Below are 16,935 nucleotides of genomic sequence, written 5' to 3'. Positions count from 1 at the left end.
GGTACGAAGGCCGGGCACGAAAGAGGCCATCGCAGAGCATGACGACGATGACGAGATGACGACCAGGGAGCGCATGACGTGCGGCCGGTAGGCAGCAAGTACTTGCTTGAGGAGGTGCTCGGGCGCGGCGCGACCGGCACCGTCTGGCGAGCACGCCAGCGGGAGACCGCGGGCGCCGAGGCGGCCGTGTCCGGCCGGCCCGGCGAGACCGTCGCGATCAAGGTGCTCAAGGAGGAGCTGGCCTCCGACGCGGACGTCGTGATGCGCTTCCTGCGCGAGCGCTCCGTGCTCCTCCGGCTCACCCACCCCAACATCGTCCGCACCCGCGACCTCGTCGTCGAGGGCGATCTGCTCGCCCTCGTCATGGACCTCGTCGACGGCCCGGACCTGCACCACTACCTGCGTGACAACGGCCCCTTCACGCCCGTCGCCGCCTCCCTCCTCACGGCCCAGATCGCCGACGCGCTCGCCGCCAGCCACGCCGACGGCATCGTCCACCGGGACCTCAAGCCCGCCAACGTCCTCCTGCGGAGCGACGGCGGCCGGATGCACCCGATGCTCACCGACTTCGGCATCGCGCGCCTCGCGGACTCCCCGGGCCTGACCCGTACCCACGAGTTCGTCGGCACGCCCGCCTACGTGGCGCCCGAGTCCGCCGAGGGCCGCCCGCAGACCTCCGCCGTCGACATCTACGGCGCCGGCATCCTGCTCTACGAGCTGGTCACCGGCCGGCCGCCGTTCGCGGGCGCGACCGCCCTCGAAGTGCTCCACCAGCACCTCAGCTCCGAGCCGCGCCGGCCCACCACCGTCCCCGAGCCCCTCTGGACGGTCATAGAGCGCTGCCTGCGCAAGCGGCCCGAGGAGCGCCCCAGCGCGGAGAACCTGGCGCGGGCGCTGCGCGTCGTCGCCGCGGGCGTCGGCGTGCACGCCTCCCCGGAGCAGGCCGAGGCCGCCCTCGGTGTCGCCGGGCTGCTCGCGCCCGACCCGGAGCCGGCCGTCGTGCCCGGCACCGGCCAGGGCGCCGGCCCCGGATCCGGTCCCGGCGCGGGTGACGCCGACCCCACGCAGGTGCTGCCGTCGACGGCGGGTTCGCCGGGCGCCCCGGGCTCCTACGACCCCAACGCCGCCACCAGCTTCCTGCCGAGCACCTCCGCCGGCGGCCACGGCCCCGGCTCGGGCCCCGGCTCCGACGCCACGCGCGTCATGCCGGCCGGCTCCGGCCCCGGCAGCTCCGCCGACCCGACCCGCGCCATGCCGCCCGTACCGCCGCTGCCCCCGGAGGGCGACGGCGCGCACCCCTGGCAGACCCAGATGCGGGCCGCCCGCGACCGCAACGACCAGACCCAGGTGCAGTACCTCGACCCGAGCGAGGACCCGCTGCGCCGCCGGCCCCAGCGGCGGGCCGGGCAGCAGCAGCCTCAGCAGCAGCCGCCGCAGGGCTACGGCGGTCAGCAGGGGTACCAGCAGCAGGGCTACGGGCAGCAGCAGTACGCCCCTCAGCAGCCCCAGGGACACCGGCCGCCGCCCCCGCAGCACTACACGCCGCAGCCGCAGCCGTACGCCCCGCAGCAGCCGCAGCCCGCGCCGCCGTCCCGCCGGCAGCAGCGCCGCCAGGAGCCGCGCTACCAGCAGCCCCCGGCGCCGCCGCAGCCCCAGCCGTACGCCCCGGAGCCGCCCGCGCGCCGTGAGCCGCGGCCGCCGCGGCAGCGCAGCGCGAATCCGATGCGGATTCCCGGGCTGGGCTGCCTCAAGGGCTGCCTGTTCATGATCGTCATCCTGGTCATCGGAGCGTGGCTCGTCTGGGAGTTCACCCCTCTGAAGGACTGGGTCGCCGACGGCAAGAGCTTCTGGGACGCCGCCTGGGACTGGGTCACGGACGTCAAGGACTGGATCGCCGGGCTCACCTCGAACTCCTCGGGTTCCTCGGGCTCCTCCGGCACATGACCAGGTAATCGATTTGTCGACACCCGGTGGGCGTTTTCCGCCTCGGGGGTGAGCGTTGGCAGTAGCTTGGTCGCCAGCGCGCCTGTCGGAGTCGGAGACGAGGAGTCGGGGAACAGTCTTGGCACGGAAGATCGGCAGCCGGTACACCGCCCACCAGGTCCTCGGCCGTGGCAGCGCGGGCACCGTGTGGCTCGGCGAAGGGCCCGAGGGCCCGGTCGCCATCAAGCTCCTGCGCGAGGATCTCTCCTCCGACCAGGAGCTCGTCGGGCGGTTCGTCCAGGAGCGCGCCGCGCTCCTCGGGCTCGACCACCCGAACGTCGTCGGCGTCCGCGACCTCGTCGTCGACGGCGCCGACCTCGCCCTGGTCATGGACCTGATCCGGGGCACGGACCTGCGCACCCGGCTCGACCGCGAGCGGCGGCTCGCGCCCGAGGCCGCGGTCGCCATCGTCGCCGACGTCGCGGACGGGCTCGCCGCCGCGCACGCCGCCGGGATCGTCCACCGCGACGTCAAGCCCGAGAACGTCCTGCTCGACATGCAGGGCCCCCTCGGGCCCGGCGGCGCGCACCCCGCGCTGCTCACCGACTTCGGCATCGCCCGCCTCGTGGATGCCCCCCGGCCCGCCCGGGAAGGCGGCCGCGGGACCGGCCCCCGCAGCGTCATCGGCACGCCCGACTACCTCGCCCCCGAGATCATCGAGGGGCTGCCGCCGCGGGCCTCCGTCGACGTCTACGCCCTCGCCACCGTCCTGTACGAGCTGCTGGCCGGCTTCACGCCCTTCGGCGGCGGGCACCCCGGCGCGGTGCTGCGGCGGCACGTCACCGAGACGGTCGCGCCGCTGCCCGGCATCCCCGACGAGCTGTGGCAGCTCGTCGTCCAGTGCCTGGCCAAGGGGCCCGCGTCCCGGCTGCGCGCCTCCGAGCTCGCCGTACGGCTCCGGGAGCTGCTGCCCGGGCTCGCCGGGATACCGCCCCTCGACATCGACGAGCCGGACGACGGGTCGGACGACGACGCCGACGGCTCCCCGGCTCCCGCTGACGGGAGCGGCGTGCCCGCCTCCGCACGCCGCCGGGGCGTCGTCCCGCTTGTGCCGGGCGCCGTCTCGGACTCCAGCCGCGACACCCACACCAGCATGCGCGTGCCCACGCCCGCCGAGCTCGCCGGCGGCGCCCACGGCACGGCCCGCGCGCCCCGCGCCGCCGGCCAGCGCCGCGCCGGCTCCGCGCGCCACCGCTCCCCGGCGGAACAGCGCCGCCGCCGCATCCGCCTCGGCGCGGCGGCGGTCGCCCTGGCGGCCGCGGCGGGCGTGGGCGGCTGGTTCGCCACCACCGACCACGAGCCCACCGACGCGAAACCGGGCATCCACCACCCGGCACCGAAGCGCTAGCCGCTGCGGCAGCGGGGGCTTTTCCCGTCGGCGGGGAAGAGGGCGTGGGGCCCACACTCCTGAATCCGCCGCCGCGGTGCTCAGCCACCACGGCGGTATCCGGCGGTGCCGGGCCTTCCTCGGCCTGGGGCCGGTCCGGCACCGCCGGTCTGCGGCGTCGTGGCTGATCGCCGCTGCGGCGGGGGGGAGAGGGTGCGCGGCACCCTCAGTCGATCCAGGTGGGGCCCGCCCCCTTGAATCCGCCGCCGCGGCGCCGGGCTGTCCTCAGCCCGGGGCGGGCCCCGCACCGCCGGTCTGCGCCGCGGTGGCTGATCGCCGTCCCGGCAGGGGGTTCGGCGCCCAGCGCCGAGTAGGGGGAGCGCCCCGGAAGGGGCTTGAGGGTCGGGAAGGGCGGTGTAGCCGTTAGGCTGGGTGCGTGGCAGTCGTTGACGTATCCGAAGAGCTGAAGTCCCTCTCCTCGACCATGGGGTCGATCGAGGCCGTCCTGGACCTCGACAGGATGAGGGCCGACATCGCCGTGCTCGAGGAGCAGGCGGCCGCCCCGTCCCTGTGGGACGACCCCGAGGCGGCGCAGAAGATCACGAGCCAGCTGTCGCACCTCCAGGCGGAGCTGCGCAAGACCGAGGCCCTCCGCAGCCGCATCGACGACCTCGGAGTGCTCTTCGAGCTCGCCGAGGCCGAGGACGACGCCGACGCCCTCGCCGAGGCCGAGGCCGAGCTCACCTCCGTCCGCAAGGCGCTGGACGAGATGGAGGTCCGTACCCTCCTCTCCGGCGAGTACGACTCCCGCGAGGCCCTCGTCAACATCCGTGCCGAGGCCGGCGGCGTCGACGCCTCCGACTTCGCCGAGCGCCTCCAGCGCATGTACCTGCGCTGGGCCGAGCGCCACGGCTACAAGACCGAGGTCTACGAGACGTCCTACGCCGAAGAGGCCGGCATCAAGTCGACCACCTTCGCCGTCCAGGTCCCGTACGCCTACGGCACCCTCTCCGTCGAGCAGGGCACCCACCGCCTCGTGCGCATCTCGCCCTTCGACAACCAGGGCCGCCGCCAGACGTCCTTCGCCGGCGTCGAGGTGCTCCCGGTCGTCGAGCAGACCGACCACGTCGAGATCGACGAGTCCGAGCTGCGCGTCGACGTCTACCGCTCCTCCGGCCCGGGCGGCCAGGGCGTCAACACCACCGACTCCGCGGTGCGGTTGACCCACCTCCCGACCGGCATCGTCGTCTCCTGCCAGAACGAGCGCTCGCAGATCCAGAACAAGGCGACCGCCATGAACGTCCTCCAGGCCAAGCTCCTCGAGCGCCGCCGCCAGGAGGAGCAGGCGAAGATGGACGCGCTCAAGGGCGACAGCGGCGGCTCCTGGGGCAACCAGATGCGTTCGTACGTCCTGCACCCGTACCAGATGGTCAAGGACCTCCGTACGGAGTTCGAGGTCGGCAACCCCCAGTCCGTCCTCGACGGCGAGATCGACGGCTTCCTCGAGGCCGGCATCCGCTGGCGCAAGCAGCAGGAGAAGTAGCCCCAAGGGCCTCCATAGCAGGACAACTCCCCCGTATCCGGCTTGACGCTGCGTCAAAAACTGGCAAGGCTGACGGCGGCACGCGTAGCACTGGGGCGCGTGTGGCGGGGGCGAGCGGCCCGGACGACAGTGCCGCCGCATCAACACGGCCGGCCCGCCGGCCGTGCCAGGCCTCCAGTAGCGCCACCGCCCCGTGCGGAGCTGCTCCAATGACGAGTGAGCTACTGGGGGTAGCAGGCATATGACGAAGAAGACGCGACTGCGCGTCGCGCGGATAGCCGCCGGCGCGGTGGTCGCCGCAGGCGCTTCGCTGACCGCCGCCGGCGCGGCATCGGCCGCCGGCGTCAACGTCCAGGTCGCGGGTGTCGGTGTGAAGGCGGGCGTCCACGCCGTCGCCTCGCCCGACGACCCGGACACGATCCCGCAGCCGCCCACCACGGGCGGCAACACGGGCAGCACCGGTTCCACCGGCTCCACGGGTTCGACCGGCGAGACGGGCTCCACCGGCACGACCGGCACGACCGGTTCCACGGGTGAGACCGGCTCCACTGGTTCCACCGGTTCGACCGGCTCGACGGGCTCCACCGGCAGCATCGGCGGCTCGGGCGAGACCACCGGCAGCTCGGGCACGACCGGCACCACGGGTTCCACGGGTGCGACCGGCGAGACGGGCTCCACGGGTTCGACCGGTACCACCGGCACGACCGGTAGCACGGGATCCACCGGTTCGACCGGGTCGACCGGTTCCACGGGCAGCACCGGCGCGACCGGCGAGACCGGGTCCACCGGCTCCACGGGTACGACGGGCTCGACCGGTAGCACCGGCTCGACCGGCTCCACGGGTTCGACCGGCAGCACCGGCAGCACGGGCTCCACCGGCAGCACCGGCTCTACGGGTTCCACCGGTTCCACTGGTTCTACGGGCTCCACCGGTTCCACGGGCAGCACCGGTTCCACCGGCAGCACCGGCTCGACGGGCTCCACCGGCTCCACCGGCTCCACCGGTTCGACCGGCAGCACGGGCTCCACCGGCAGCACCGGCTCCACCGGTGACGACCACGGCTCCACCGGCGGCGACCAGAGCGGCACCGGCGGCTCCGGCACCACGGGTGCCACCGGCGGCTCCGGCTCCACCGGCGGCAGCGACTCCGGTGACCAGGGCAAGGTCTGCCCCGTCGACACCAGCAGCAACTGCGGCAACAACACGGACACCGACAGCGCGGGCGCCAAGCCCGTGCAGCAGGACAAGCCCAAGGAGCAGCTGGCCGAGACCGGCGCCTCCCAGACCGGCTTCCTGGTGATCGGTGCCGCGACGATGATCGCGGGCGGCGTCGGCTTCCGGCTCCTGCCCCGCCTCATGACCCGCAACGCGGGCGCGGCGGCGGCCTGACCCAGGCCGTAGACGCGGCCGCGCAGCCCGCGGCCGGGTCACGTACACACGCAACGCAAGGGGCCCGGAGCGCTCAGCGCTCCGGGCCCTCGTGCGTCGTTCGATCGGGCACGCGCATGACCACGCGTGACGGCGCGCCTACCCGGCGAATCCGTGTGCGAGCACGGCCACCGCCACCAGCGCTACGAGCAGCGCGATCAGCGTCGCGGGCGTCAGGCCGGCGAAGAGGCCTTCCTGCTGCTGCAGCCGCTCCCTGCTGGCCCGGCAGACCGGGCAGCGGCCCTCGCTGACGGGGCCCGCGCAGTTGGCGCACACCAGTCGGTCGCATGTCATGCGATCTCCTCCTCCGGTACGTCCAACGCGCGGGAGAGCCGAGCGGTTCCCCCTACCACTCTGCCAGCTTCCCCGGCGAACGGCGCGTGCGGGCCGATTGTCCTCGTTTTGTCCCCGAACATGACGGTAATAAACGCGCCGACCCCGGTCGCTGCCTGCGCGTGCACGGCTCGTTCGCGTATGGTCACGCACACCGAACGGGAGCCGCCTGCGCGGCGGTCCGTCCCCCCTATCCAGGTCGACGCGTGGTGCACTCGTGATCCGATTCGACAACGTCTCCAAGTCCTACCCGAAGCAGAACCGTCCCGCGCTCCGCGACGTCTCGCTGGAGATCGAGAAAGGCGAGTTCGTCTTCCTCGTCGGTTCCTCGGGCTCGGGCAAGTCCACCTTCCTGAGGCTCCTGCTCCGCGAGGAGCGCGCGAGCACCGGCCAGGTGCACGTCCTGGGCAAGGACCTGGCCCGGCTGTCCAACTGGAAGGTGCCCCACATGCGCCGCCAGCTGGGCACGGTCTTCCAGGACTTCCGGCTGCTGCCCAACAAGAGCGTCAGCGAGAACGTCGCCTTCGCGCTGGAGGTGATCGGCAAGCCGCGCGGGGAGATCAAGAAGGCCGTCCCGCAGGTGCTGGAGCTGGTGGGCCTGGGCGGCAAGGAGGACCGCCGGCCGGGCGAGCTCTCGGGCGGTGAGCAGCAGCGCGTGGCGATCGCCCGGGCGTTCGTCAACCGCCCGATGCTGCTGATCGCGGACGAGCCGACGGGCAACCTCGACCCGCAGACCTCGGTGGGCATCATGAAGCTCCTCGACCGGATCAACCGGACCGGGACCACGGTCATCATGGCCACCCACGACCAGCAGATCGTGGACCAGATGCGCAAGCGCGTCATCGAATTGGAAAAGGGACGCCTCGTACGCGACCAGTCGCGCGGCGTGTACGGCTACCAGCACTGAAGCCTGAAAGGACGCCATGCGCGCCCAGTTCGTCCTCTCGGAGATCGGCGTCGGTCTCCGCCGCAATCTCACGATGACTTTCGCGGTGATCGTCTCCGTGGCGCTCTCGCTCGCCCTCTTCGGCGGCTCCCTGCTCATGCGCGAGCAGGCCAGCACGATGAAGGGGTACTGGTACGACAAGGTCAACGTCTCGATCTACCTCTGCAACAAGACCGACGCGGAGTCCTTCCCCTCCTGTGCCAAGGGAGCGGCGACGGAGGACCAGAAGAAGGAGATCCGCGCCGATCTGGAGAAGATGAGCGTCGTCCAGAAGGTCCAGTTCGAGACGGCCGACGAGGCGTACAAGCACTACAAGGAGCAGTTCGACAAGAAGTCGCCGATCGCGGGCTTCGTCACCCCGGACCAGATGCAGGAAAGCTTCCGCGTCAAGCTCAAGGACCCCACCAAGTTCGAGGTCATCTCGACCGCGTTCTCGCAGCGCCCCGGCGTGCAGATGGTGCAGGACCAGAAGGACGTCCTGTCCAATCTCTTCAACCTGGTCAACGGCATGAACTACGCGGCGCTCGGCGTGATGGCGCTGATGCTCGTCGTCGCGCTGATGCTGATCGTCAACACCGTCCGCGTCTCCGCGTTCAGCCGCCGCCGGGAGACCGGGATCATGCGGCTGGTCGGTGCGTCCAGCTTCTACATCCAGATCCCGTTCATCATGGAGGCCGCCTTCGCGGGCCTGCTCGGCGCCGGCCTGGCGTGCGTGCTGCTCGTCGCCGGCCACTACTTCCTCGTGAACAACTGGCTGGTCGACCAGATCGACCTCATCCAGTTCATCGGCTGGGACGCGGTCCTGGCCAAGCTGCCGCTGGTGCTCGCCATCGGGCTGCTGATGCCCGCGCTGGCGGCGTTCGCGGCGCTCCGCAAGTACCTCAAGGTGTGACATGAGCCAAGGGCGCCGTACGGTCAACTCCCCGTACGGCGCGCCGTGGTGTCCTAGACTCACGCGCATGCCCGGCCCGTCGATGTTCCACCCGCAGCGCCGCGCCCGCCGCGGCGCCGCGCTGACCCTGGTCTTCGCGGGCGTGCTGGCCACCGGTGCCGCGGCCGGCTCCTGGAGCCCGGACGGCCGGGGCGGCCAGGACGGCCGGAAAGCGCCGGAGGCCCGCGCCGCGTCGCGCACCGCGGCGAGACCCGCGGACCGCGCCGTCGCGGGCGACGAGCGCCCCGGCGACGGCGCGGGCACCTCCGTCGACCGCTCCGAGGTCGAGGCCGCCGCGGCGCGGGCCGTCGAGGACGGCAAGTCCGGCTCGGAGGCCGCCGCCGAGGTCGTCGGCCGCAGCGGCGACCGCTGGAGCGCCGTCTACAGCGCCCGCGAGTACGAGGGCCTGGAGCGCGCCCTGAACGGCTCCTACATCGGAGTGGGCCTCTCCGCGCGCCGCGCCGCCGGCGGCCGCACCGAGGTCGACAGCGTCCGCCCCGGCAGCCCCGCCGGCCGGGCCGGCCTCCGCCCCGGGGACCGGCTGCGCAGCATCGACGGCACGCCCGTCGACGGCCGGCCCGTCACCGAGGTCGTCGCCCGCCTCCGCGGCGACACCGCTGCCCGGCCGGGCCCGGGCACGCCCGTGCGGCTCGGGGTCGAGCGCGCGGGCCGCAGCTGGGAGCGCACGCTGTACCGGGCGCGGCTGGCCACCGAGAGCGTCACGGTCGAGCGGCTCGCCGGGGACGGCAGCGCGGGAGCCGCGGGAGCCGCAGCCGTACGGATCAAGGTCGGCTCGTTCACGCGGGGCACCGGCGAGCAGGTGCGGGCCGCTGCCGCGCAGGCCCTGCCCGGCGAGGGCATCCTCCTCGACCTGCGGGGGAACTCGGGCGGCCTCGTCGACGAGGCGGTCACGGCCGCCTCCGCCTTCCTCGACGGCGGGCTCGTCGCCACCTACGACGTGCACGGCAGGCAGCGCGCCCTGGAGGCCCGCACCGGCGGGGCCACCGCCCTGCCGCTCGTCGTCCTGGTCGACGGCGGCACGATGAGCGCGGCCGAGCTGCTGGCGGGAGCCCTCCAGGACCGCGGCCGGGCGGTCGTGGCCGGCTCGCGGACCTTCGGCAAGGGCTCCGTGCAGATGCCGAGCCGCCTCGCGGACGGCTCCGTCGCCGAGCTCACCGTCGGCCACTACCGCACCCCGGCCGGGCGCGTCGTCGACGGCCGCGGCATCGCCCCCGACCTGGTGGTCCGCGGCGATGCGGAGGAGCGGGCCCGCACAGTATTGAGTGGCCTCGGGGGTGGGTCCTAGTGCGAGAATGGCGGCGCTATGGCTAAGAAAGAGAAGACGGGTCGCAAACTGGTCGCGCAGAACAAGAAGGCGCGGCACGATTACCACATTCTGGACACCTATGAGTGCGGCATGGTGCTGACCGGCACCGAGGTGAAGTCGCTGCGCCAGGGCCGTTCCTCGCTGGTGGACGGCTTCGTCCAGATCGACGGCGGCGAGGCCTGGCTGCACAACGCCCACATCCCCGAGTACGCCCAGGGCACGTGGACCAACCACAGCGCGCGCCGCAAGCGCAAGCTGCTGATGCACCGGGCGGAGATCGACAAGCTCGACTCGAAGTCGCAGGAGACCGGGCACACCATCGTGCCGCTCGCCATCTACTTCAAGGAGGGCCGGGCCAAGGTCGAGATCGCCCTCGCCAAGGGCAAGAAGGAGTACGACAAGCGGCAGACCCTGCGCGAGAAGCAGGACACGCGCGAGTCGAACCGTGCGATCGCCGCGGCGCGCCGCCGGCAGCGGGCGACGGCCGCGCGGGGCCAGCAGCGGTAATACGCTGGCACGGGCGCCCGTCGGTCACGTACGATGGGGCGTAGCAGCACTCGGGGTGGTGCCCGGTGCGCAGTTTGAAAAATCAACATGGGGATGATCGGTTTCGACAGCGGATGTCGAAGCAGGGGAAGCGAGCCGAGGAAGCGGCAATGATCTCGTAAACCATATGTCGCAACCAATAATCGCCAACACCAAGCGCGATTCCTTCGCCCTCGCTGCCTAAGTAGCGACTTGCGAAGTGTCAGCCCGGGGCTGTTCCCGACCCGGATCCTGGCATCAGCTAGGGAACTAAACCACTAACCCCGGTCACGGGGGCTGGTGGGAAATCAAACAGTGACTGAGCCCGTCGGAGACTTGTCCGTGTGATCTCCGGGGCCGAGAAAATCGCAGCGGACTGCGCTCGGAGAAGCCCTGATTCTGCACCGTTGGACGCGGGTTCGATTCCCGCCATCTCCACTCATCCCATGTAGGCAAAAGCCTCTGATCTGCGGAAACGCAGACCAGAGGCTTTTGCCGTGCCGGGCCCGGCAACCGATGAGCTCCCGTAGCCCTCTTCCTGTGTGACGCTCCACGACGAGGGGGTGGTGGCCCGGTGAACCGGACGCGTACGGCGGTGGCCGCAGTGCTGGCCACGGGAGCCCTATGGTGGGCCGGAGGCGCCGCCCCGGCGTTCGCCGGCGACGGCAGCCCCGTACACGTGCTGCTCAACAGCGCCTTCGACAACCGCCCCGGCGAGCTCGTCGACATAGAGGTGCAGGGCTTCCGTGGGCGCGGCGACGTCACCGTCTCCTCACCCGTCTTCCCGCGCCCCGTCCGGCTCGCGCCGCGCGAGCACGCCCACCACGGCCGCCCGGCCATCGCGATGACCACCGGGCCCGGTACGTACCCGCTCACCGTCCGGGCCGGCGGCCGGGTCGTCGCCGAGGACCGCGTCGAGGTGAAGCCGTCGCAGCGGCCGAGCTTCACGGCGGCCTTGCCCGGCGAGGTGCTGCGGCCGGGGGAGCGGCTGTGGATGGCGTACGACGATCTGTACCCCGGCGAGAGCGGCAAGTCCTTCACCGTGCGCTCGCCCGCCTTCCGCAAGGAGGTGCGGCTGGCGCACGACCCGTCGAGCACCGACTGGAACAATCCGCGGCTGTTCTCCGGGGCGGCCGAGCTGCCGCAGGGCGTCCGCGACGGCACGTACAAGGTCACGCTGTACGGGCCGGGCGGGCGCGTCGTCGACGAGAAGCCGCTGACGGTGCGGGCGGCGCGGCCCGGTGACCGCGACTACGTCGGCCGGGCGCGCGGGCCCGCCTTCTTCGGCACGTCCCCCTCGTCCGGCCCGGAGGACGCCCGCCCCCGCGGGCACCGGGTCCCGCCCGGCGGCACCGTCAACGTCCTGTGGCGCGACCGGTCGCCCGACCCGGGCGAGGAGGAGCGGCTGACGGCCACGTCGCCGGCGTTCGAGAAGCCGGTGCGGCTGCGGCGCGACGACAGCAAGGCGGGCGACGGGGACGATCCGCGGTACTTCGCGCCCGCGCGGATCCGGCGGGGGCTCGCGCCCGGCACGTACGCGGTGACGGTGGCCAGCCACCACGGGCGGGTCACGAAGGTGGCGCAGCTGGAGGTCACGGCCGCCGCCGCGACGGGCGGGGCCTCCGGAGCCGGTGGGGGCTCGGGGATGACCGTGGCCTACGTGGCGGGCGGGACGACCGGTGGGGTTCTGGTGGCCGCGGGTCTCGGGACGCTCCTCAGGCGGCGGGCCGCGCGGGCCGCGCGGGCTGCCGTAGGGCGAGGGCCCGGCGGCTCGCCGTCGCCGTGAGCAGCGCGGTCGCCGCGGCGGCGGCCGGTACGGCGTAGCCCGCCGCTCCCGCGTGCTCCACGGCGTAGCCGCCGGCCGCCGAGCCCGCCGCGATGCCGGCGAGGATGCCGGTCACGGCCAGCGTCATGCCTTCGTTGAGGCTGCCGGGCGGGGTCAGGTCCTGGACGAGGTTCATGCCCGTGACCATGGTGGGCGCCGTGGCCATGCCCGCCAGGAGCAGCGCGGCGGCGAGGGCGGGGAGGCCGCCGCCCGCGGTCGTCGCCGCGAGCGGCAGCAGCGCGAGGGCGGCCATCGCCGCCAGGCAGCGGGGGAAGCGGGCGGCCGCGGGGGACGTCGGGCGCGCCAGCCCGTAGAGGAGGCCCGCCGCGCAGGAGCCGGCGGCTTGCAGGGCGAGGACGGCGCCCGCGGCGGGGCGGTGGCCCTCGGCGTCGGCGAAGCCGATCGTCACGACCTCCAGCGAGCCGAACAGCGCGCCCGTACAGAGGAAGACGGCCAGCACCGAGGCGAGACCGGGGTTGCCGCGGAGCGGCGAGCGCGGGCGGACGGGCCGGGCGGATATGGGGGGTTCGGTGCGTTTCTGGGCCGCGAAGAGCACGGCGCCGGTGAGGAACATCAGCGCGGCGGCGAGCGTGCCGGCCTCCGGGAAGAGGGACGTGCACAGGAACGTCGCGAGGACCGGCCCGAACATGAAGCACGCCTCGTCCGCCGCCTGCTCGAAGGCGTTCGCGGTGTGCAGGGCGGCCGGGTCGGCGCGCAGGAGGTGCGACCAGCGGGCGCGGGACATGCCGCCGGTGTTGGGGGTGGTGGCGGTCGCCGCGTAGCAGACGAACAGGGTCCAGGCGGGGGCGCCGGCGTGCACGCACACGACCAGCGACAGGGAGCCCAGCGCGGCCAGTGCGGCGGCGGGGACGGTGACGCGGGCCTGCCCGTGGCGGTCCACGAGCCGGGCCGTCAGCGGGCCGACGACCGCCGTCGCGGCGAGGCCGGTCGCGGTGACGGCGCCGGCGAGCGCGTACGAGCCGCGGGCGGCGGAGATCATCAGGACGGCGCTGACGCCGAACATGCCCATGGGGAGGCGGGCGAGGAGGTTCCAGGCGGTGAAGGCGCGGGCGCCGGGGACGGCGAAGAGACGGGCGTACGGGGCGAGGGGTTTGAGCGGGGGCATGGGGAAAGCCTTGTTGCGGCCGGGGTGCGCGGTCCAACACCTTCCTGGTCGCCGTTCACGCGGAACTGTTGTTAACTGCGGCTCGTGCCGTACGACATAGAGCCGCGGCTGCTGCGGGCGTTCGCCGTGGTCGCCGAGGAATTGCACTTCACGCGGGCCGCGGCCCGGCTGTTCACCGCCCAGCAGGCGCTGAGCCGGGACGTCCGGCGGCTCGAACAGCGGCTGGGGAGCAAGCTGTTCGCCCGGACGACGCGTCAGGTCACGCTCACCGCCGAAGGCGAACGGCTCCTGCCGTACGCGCGGCGGGTGCTCGCCGCGCACGAGGAGCTCGAAGCGGCCTGGGCGCGGGAGGAGCGGCCGCTGATCGTGGACTGCGCGGCCACGGTCGGCACGGGGTGGCGAGTGCTGACCGCCGCGCGCGGTGCGGCGCCGGAGCACGAGCTGGTGGCGCGCTTCCACAGCGGGCTCACAGGCGCGGCCGGGGAGATCCTCGCGGGGCGGCTGGACGTCTCCTTCGGGCGCGTGGCGGGGCTCGACCCGGCGGTGCGCGGGCGGCTGGAGCACTGCCCCGTACGGTACGAGCCGATGGCCGTGCTCCTGCCCGAGGAGCACCGGCTGGCGGCCCTGCCGGAGGTGCCGCTGGGGTCTCTGGCGGGGGAGACGCTGTACGCCGCCGCGGGCAATCCGGCGACCGCCGAGTGGACGGACCTCGCCGAGCGGCTCTTCGAGGGGCGGGGCATCGGGATCGCCGCGCCGTTCCCGGAGATCGAGGGGAAGGGGGAGTTCGTGCGGGTGGTGCGGCGGCGGGGGTGGTCGGTGCTGGCGAGCGTGGAGTTCATCGACGTCCCGGGCATGGTCCTGCGCCCCCTCGTCGACCCGGTGCCGCTCTCCCCGATCTCCCTCGTCTGGCGCCGCGGCCTCCGCCACCCGGCGCTGACGTCCTTGCGGACGGCGGCTGCGACTCTCGCGGCGCGCGACGCTTGGCTGACCCGCCCGGCCGACTCATGGCTCCCGCCGGGGGACGCGGCCGCGATGCGGACGTAGCCGGCGCTGCCGGCGCGGAGGGTGCGGACGGTGCCGTGCCGGGGGTGGGCTGGGCACCGCCGGTTTGCGCCGTGGGGGTTGTACGCCGTGGCGGCGGGGGGATTCTGCCGGCGGCAGGGTCGGGAGCTCGTGCTCGGCGGTGGTTCTGTGCGGGACCCGCACCCGTCTTCCGCCGCGATGGCGAGTGACCGCGACGGCGGTGTTCGGCGGTGCCGTGCCGGGGGCGGGCTGGGCACCGCCGGTTTGCGCCGTGGGGTTGTTCGTCGTGGCGGCGGGAGAGTTCTGCCGGCGGCAGGGATGAGAGCTCGCGCTCGGCGACGCCGGGTCGGCTACCGCCGGTTCTGCCGGGGACAGGGGGTTCGCGGGGTTAACACCCGTGCCCCTCGCGGGGCACTCTGGTGGGGTGTTGGTGGAGGGCGGACTCAGGTTTGACGGCGGGCGGCTCTGTCTGGATCTGGTGGGCACGGTCGGCGGGCGGCTCGGCGGGGAGCCCGTCGAGCGGCTCGACAGCCCCGAGCGGCTGCGGGACTGGCTGCTCGGCTCCGGGGCCGTCCCGCCCGGCACCCCCCTGGCCGCCGTGGACGCCGCCTGGCTCGCCCGTTTCCGCGCCGTCCGCGACCTGCTGCACCGCGTCGTGCACGCCGAAGTCGACGGCCGCGCCGCCGACCCCGACCTGGAGCGAGTGAACGCCCTCGCCGCCACCGCCCCGCCCGCCCTGAAGGCGGACCGCGGCGCCGACGGGACCCTGCTGCGGAGCCTCGCCGGCGCGCCCGACTGCGGGGCCCTGCTCGGGCAGATCGCCCGCGACGCGGTGGAGTTGCTCACCGACCCCGCCGCGCGCGGGCAGTTGCGCCGCTGCGAGGGCGAGACGTGTTCCCTGGTCTACCTGGACACCTCCCGCGGCCGCCGGCGCCGCTGGTGCTCCAGCGAGGTCTGCGGGAACCGCGAGCGCGTGGCCCGGCACCGCCGCCGCACGGTCGGCACCCGCTGAGGCCGTAGCGGCCGGCGCGGAAAATCCTCGCCGCGCTGAACAGTCCGCCCACCCGCCCCGTACTCCTGCCCGTAGGGGCCCACCGGGCCCCCGCACCGGCGGCGGAACGGGCGGAACCGGCGGCTACGGCTACCGGCGGGTACCGGCCGGATCACCGACGCGCGCTATCGACCAGGGAGAAGGCTTGCGCAAGGATGCCGCCGTGGCTGACAGGACGAGCCCCGACGAGGACCTGATGCGGGCGCTCTACGAAGAGCACGCGGGCCCGCTCCTCGCCTTCGTGCTGCGCCTGGTGGACGGCGACCGCCAGCGGGCGGAGGACGTGGTCCAGGAGACGCTGCTGCGCGCCTGGCGCAACGCCGACCGGCTGCGCGGAGCCCCCGGCTCCGTACGGCCCTGGCTGGTGACCGTCGCCCGGCGCATCGTCATAGACAACCACCGCAGCCGGCAGGCGCGCCCGCGCGAGGTCGACCCCGGCCCGCTGGAGCTGATCCCCGCGGCGGACGAGATCGACCGGGCGCTGCGCCTGATGACGATCTCCGACGCGCTGGGCGACCTGACGGAGGCGCACCGGGAGGCGCTGATCGAGACCTATTTCAGGGGACGTACCGTGAGCGAGGCGGCCGAGGCGCTGGGCGTGCCGGCGGGGACCGTGCGGTCCCGCGTCTTCTACGCACTGCGCTCGATGAAGCTCTCGCTCGAAGAACGAGGAGTGACGGCATGAGCCGGCCGGCACCGGACCACGGGCAGTACGAGCGGGGCGAGCAGCACACCGCCGTGGGCGCCTACGCGCTGGGCGTGCTGGACGAGGCGGACGCGGCCCGGTTCGAGGAGCACCTCGCCGACTGCCCGGAGTGCGCCGCCGAGCTCGACGGCCTGATGGACCTGACGCCGCTCCTCGCCGAGATGAGGGAGTCCACGCCGGGCCTGGACTCCCCCGGCCCCGAGGAGGCCCTCGCGCCGCGCCCGGACCCGGCGCTGCTCGACCGGCTGCTGGGCCGGGTCGCGGCCGGCCGCCGCGCGCGGCGCACCCGCCGCCTGTGCCTGGTCGCGGCCGCCGCCGCGCTGATCGTCGCGGGCCCGCTGGTGGGCGCGGCGGTCGTCTCGGAGGACGCGCCGGACCACGGCCCGGACCACAGCGGCGTGAGCGCGGCGAAGCAGATGTACGAGGACGGCGAGAAGATCGGCGCGGTGGACCCGGCGACGAAGGTCGACGCGACGGTCTCGCTCCAGGAGAAGCCCTGGGGCACCCACGTGGCCCTCCGGCTCGCCCACGTCAGAGGCCCGCTGACCTGCGATCTCGTGGCCGTGGGGAAGCACGGGGAGCGGCAGACGGTGACGACGTGGGCGGTCCCCCCGGGCGGCTACGGCCTGGATGTGACGGATGCGACGGATGCAACGGATGCTGCCGGGGCGGCCGGTAAAGCCGACACGGGCGACAAATGGAGCAAAGAGCCGCTCTACACCCACGGCGGCGCCGCACTGAACCGGAGCGATATATCCCGGTTCGAGGTCCGGACGCTCGACGGCACCCTCCTCGCCACCGTAAAGGTCTGACGAAAACCCATTCAGCCCGAATAAAAACAACCATGTCATGACAGGTGC

15 protein-coding genes and 1 other RNA gene are annotated in these 16,935 nt (G+C 73.6%); 14 read left to right on the top strand and 2 right to left on the bottom strand.

Translation table 11 applies throughout. The features are described 5' to 3' along the window. The first annotated feature begins 78 nt into the window (after positions 1 to 78). The 4 genes from PS271_RS09950 to PS271_RS09935 all read left to right on the top strand — a co-directional run bounded on the left by PS271_RS09950 (position 79) and on the right by PS271_RS09935 (position 6,243). Positions 79 to 1,944, top strand: coding sequence for a serine/threonine-protein kinase (locus tag PS271_RS09950; protein WP_398381598.1), 1,866 nt, complete (start codon positions 79 to 81; stop codon positions 1,942 to 1,944). A gap of 118 nt (positions 1,945 to 2,062) precedes the next feature. Continuing rightward, a complete protein-coding gene (locus tag PS271_RS09945) occupies positions 2,063 to 3,331 on the top strand; it encodes a serine/threonine-protein kinase (protein ID WP_398381597.1) in 1,269 nt (422 codons plus the stop codon). 415 nt (positions 3,332 to 3,746) lie between these two features. Next, a complete protein-coding gene (prfB, locus tag PS271_RS09940; RefSeq protein WP_120759004.1) occupies positions 3,747 to 4,853 on the top strand; it encodes a peptide chain release factor 2 in 1,107 nt (368 codons plus the stop codon). Between the two features lie 241 nt (positions 4,854 to 5,094). Next, positions 5,095 to 6,243 carry a hypothetical protein gene (locus PS271_RS09935; protein WP_398381596.1) on the top strand — a complete coding sequence of 383 codons (1,149 nt, stop codon included), beginning with the start codon at positions 5,095 to 5,097 and terminating at the stop codon, positions 6,241 to 6,243. A 138-nt stretch (positions 6,244 to 6,381) separates the two neighbouring features. On the opposite strand, the gene PS271_RS09930 is transcribed toward PS271_RS09935, so the two are convergent. Further along, the gene (locus PS271_RS09930) at positions 6,382 to 6,576 is read right to left on the bottom strand and encodes a hypothetical protein (RefSeq protein ID WP_030369272.1); all 195 of its coding nucleotides are present in this window, start codon (positions 6,574 to 6,576) and stop codon (positions 6,382 to 6,384) included. A 256-nt stretch (positions 6,577 to 6,832) separates the two neighbouring features. Here PS271_RS09930 and ftsE point away from each other — a divergent pair, with 256 nt between their 5' ends. The 6 genes from ftsE (at position 6,833) to PS271_RS09900 (ending at position 12,130) form a co-directional block, all read left to right on the top strand. Further along, complete coding sequence (ftsE, locus tag PS271_RS09925; RefSeq protein WP_235485892.1) at positions 6,833 to 7,522, top strand: cell division ATP-binding protein FtsE; 690 nt, start codon at positions 6,833 to 6,835, stop codon at positions 7,520 to 7,522. Positions 7,523 to 7,538: 16 nt separating this feature from the next. Beyond that, the gene (gene ftsX / locus PS271_RS09920) at positions 7,539 to 8,453 is read left to right on the top strand and encodes a permease-like cell division protein FtsX (protein WP_106682122.1); all 915 of its coding nucleotides are present in this window, start codon (positions 7,539 to 7,541) and stop codon (positions 8,451 to 8,453) included. A 67-nt stretch (positions 8,454 to 8,520) separates the two neighbouring features. Beyond that, the gene (locus tag PS271_RS09915; RefSeq protein ID WP_398386784.1) at positions 8,521 to 9,798 is read left to right on the top strand and encodes a S41 family peptidase; all 1,278 of its coding nucleotides are present in this window, start codon (positions 8,521 to 8,523) and stop codon (positions 9,796 to 9,798) included. 18 nt (positions 9,799 to 9,816) lie between these two features. Beyond that, positions 9,817 to 10,326, top strand: coding sequence for an SsrA-binding protein SmpB (gene smpB / locus PS271_RS09910; protein ID WP_398381595.1), 510 nt, complete (start codon positions 9,817 to 9,819; stop codon positions 10,324 to 10,326). Positions 10,327 to 10,415: 89 nt separating this feature from the next. Then, positions 10,416 to 10,785, top strand: a transfer-messenger RNA (tmRNA) gene (gene ssrA / locus PS271_RS09905). Between the two features lie 133 nt (positions 10,786 to 10,918). After that, on the top strand, positions 10,919 to 12,130 hold the full coding sequence (locus tag PS271_RS09900) for a hypothetical protein (RefSeq protein ID WP_398381594.1): 1,212 nt from the start codon (positions 10,919 to 10,921) through the stop codon (positions 12,128 to 12,130). Here the strand turns inward: PS271_RS09900 and PS271_RS09895 are convergent. Beyond that, positions 12,060 to 13,295, bottom strand: coding sequence for an MFS transporter (locus PS271_RS09895; RefSeq protein ID WP_398381593.1), 1,236 nt, complete (start codon positions 13,293 to 13,295; stop codon positions 12,060 to 12,062). The two genes, PS271_RS09900 and PS271_RS09895, sit on opposite strands and share 71 nt — an antisense overlap. An 84-nt stretch (positions 13,296 to 13,379) precedes the next feature. On the opposite strand from PS271_RS09895, the gene PS271_RS09890 reads away from it, so the two are divergent. From PS271_RS09890 to PS271_RS09875, 4 genes are all read left to right on the top strand, one after another. Then, on the top strand, positions 13,380 to 14,339 hold the full coding sequence (locus PS271_RS09890; RefSeq protein ID WP_398381592.1) for a LysR family transcriptional regulator: 960 nt from the start codon (positions 13,380 to 13,382) through the stop codon (positions 14,337 to 14,339). Positions 14,340 to 14,742: 403 nt separating this feature from the next. Next, positions 14,743 to 15,330, top strand: a complete 588-nt coding sequence (locus tag PS271_RS09885) for a CGNR zinc finger domain-containing protein (RefSeq protein ID WP_398381591.1) — start codon at positions 14,743 to 14,745, stop codon at positions 15,328 to 15,330. 184 nt (positions 15,331 to 15,514) lie between these two features. Beyond that, positions 15,515 to 16,054 (top strand): sigma-70 family RNA polymerase sigma factor, encoded by a 540-nt coding sequence (locus tag PS271_RS09880; protein ID WP_398381590.1) that lies wholly within the window; start codon positions 15,515 to 15,517, stop codon positions 16,052 to 16,054. Next, on the top strand, positions 16,051 to 16,887 hold the full coding sequence (locus tag PS271_RS09875) for an anti-sigma factor family protein (protein ID WP_398381589.1): 837 nt from the start codon (positions 16,051 to 16,053) through the stop codon (positions 16,885 to 16,887). Before PS271_RS09880 ends, PS271_RS09875 begins: the two co-directional genes overlap by 4 nt. Positions 16,888 to 16,935: the final 48 nt, after the last annotated feature.

This window comes from Streptomyces sp. SCA2-17 (genome assembly GCF_044336695.1).
The sequence above is the reverse complement of the archived record's forward strand: the minus strand, read 5'-3'. Positions and strand labels throughout refer to the sequence as shown.

Coding starts and splice junctions, on each gene's coding strand:
- PS271_RS09935 (WP_398381596.1), top strand. CDS start 5,095: ATGACGAAGAAGACGCGACTGCGCGTCGCGCGGATAGCCGCCGGCGCG.
- PS271_RS09930 (WP_030369272.1), bottom strand. CDS start 6,576: ATGACATGCGACCGACTGGTGTGCGCCAACTGCGCGGGCCCCGTCAGC.
- ftsX (WP_106682122.1), top strand. CDS start 7,539: ATGCGCGCCCAGTTCGTCCTCTCGGAGATCGGCGTCGGTCTCCGCCGC.
- PS271_RS09915 (WP_398386784.1), top strand. CDS start 8,521: ATGCCCGGCCCGTCGATGTTCCACCCGCAGCGCCGCGCCCGCCGCGGC.
- smpB (WP_398381595.1), top strand. CDS start 9,817: ATGGCTAAGAAAGAGAAGACGGGTCGCAAACTGGTCGCGCAGAACAAG.
- PS271_RS09895 (WP_398381593.1), bottom strand. CDS start 13,295: ATGCCCCCGCTCAAACCCCTCGCCCCGTACGCCCGTCTCTTCGCCGTC.
- PS271_RS09875 (WP_398381589.1), top strand. CDS start 16,051: ATGAGCCGGCCGGCACCGGACCACGGGCAGTACGAGCGGGGCGAGCAG.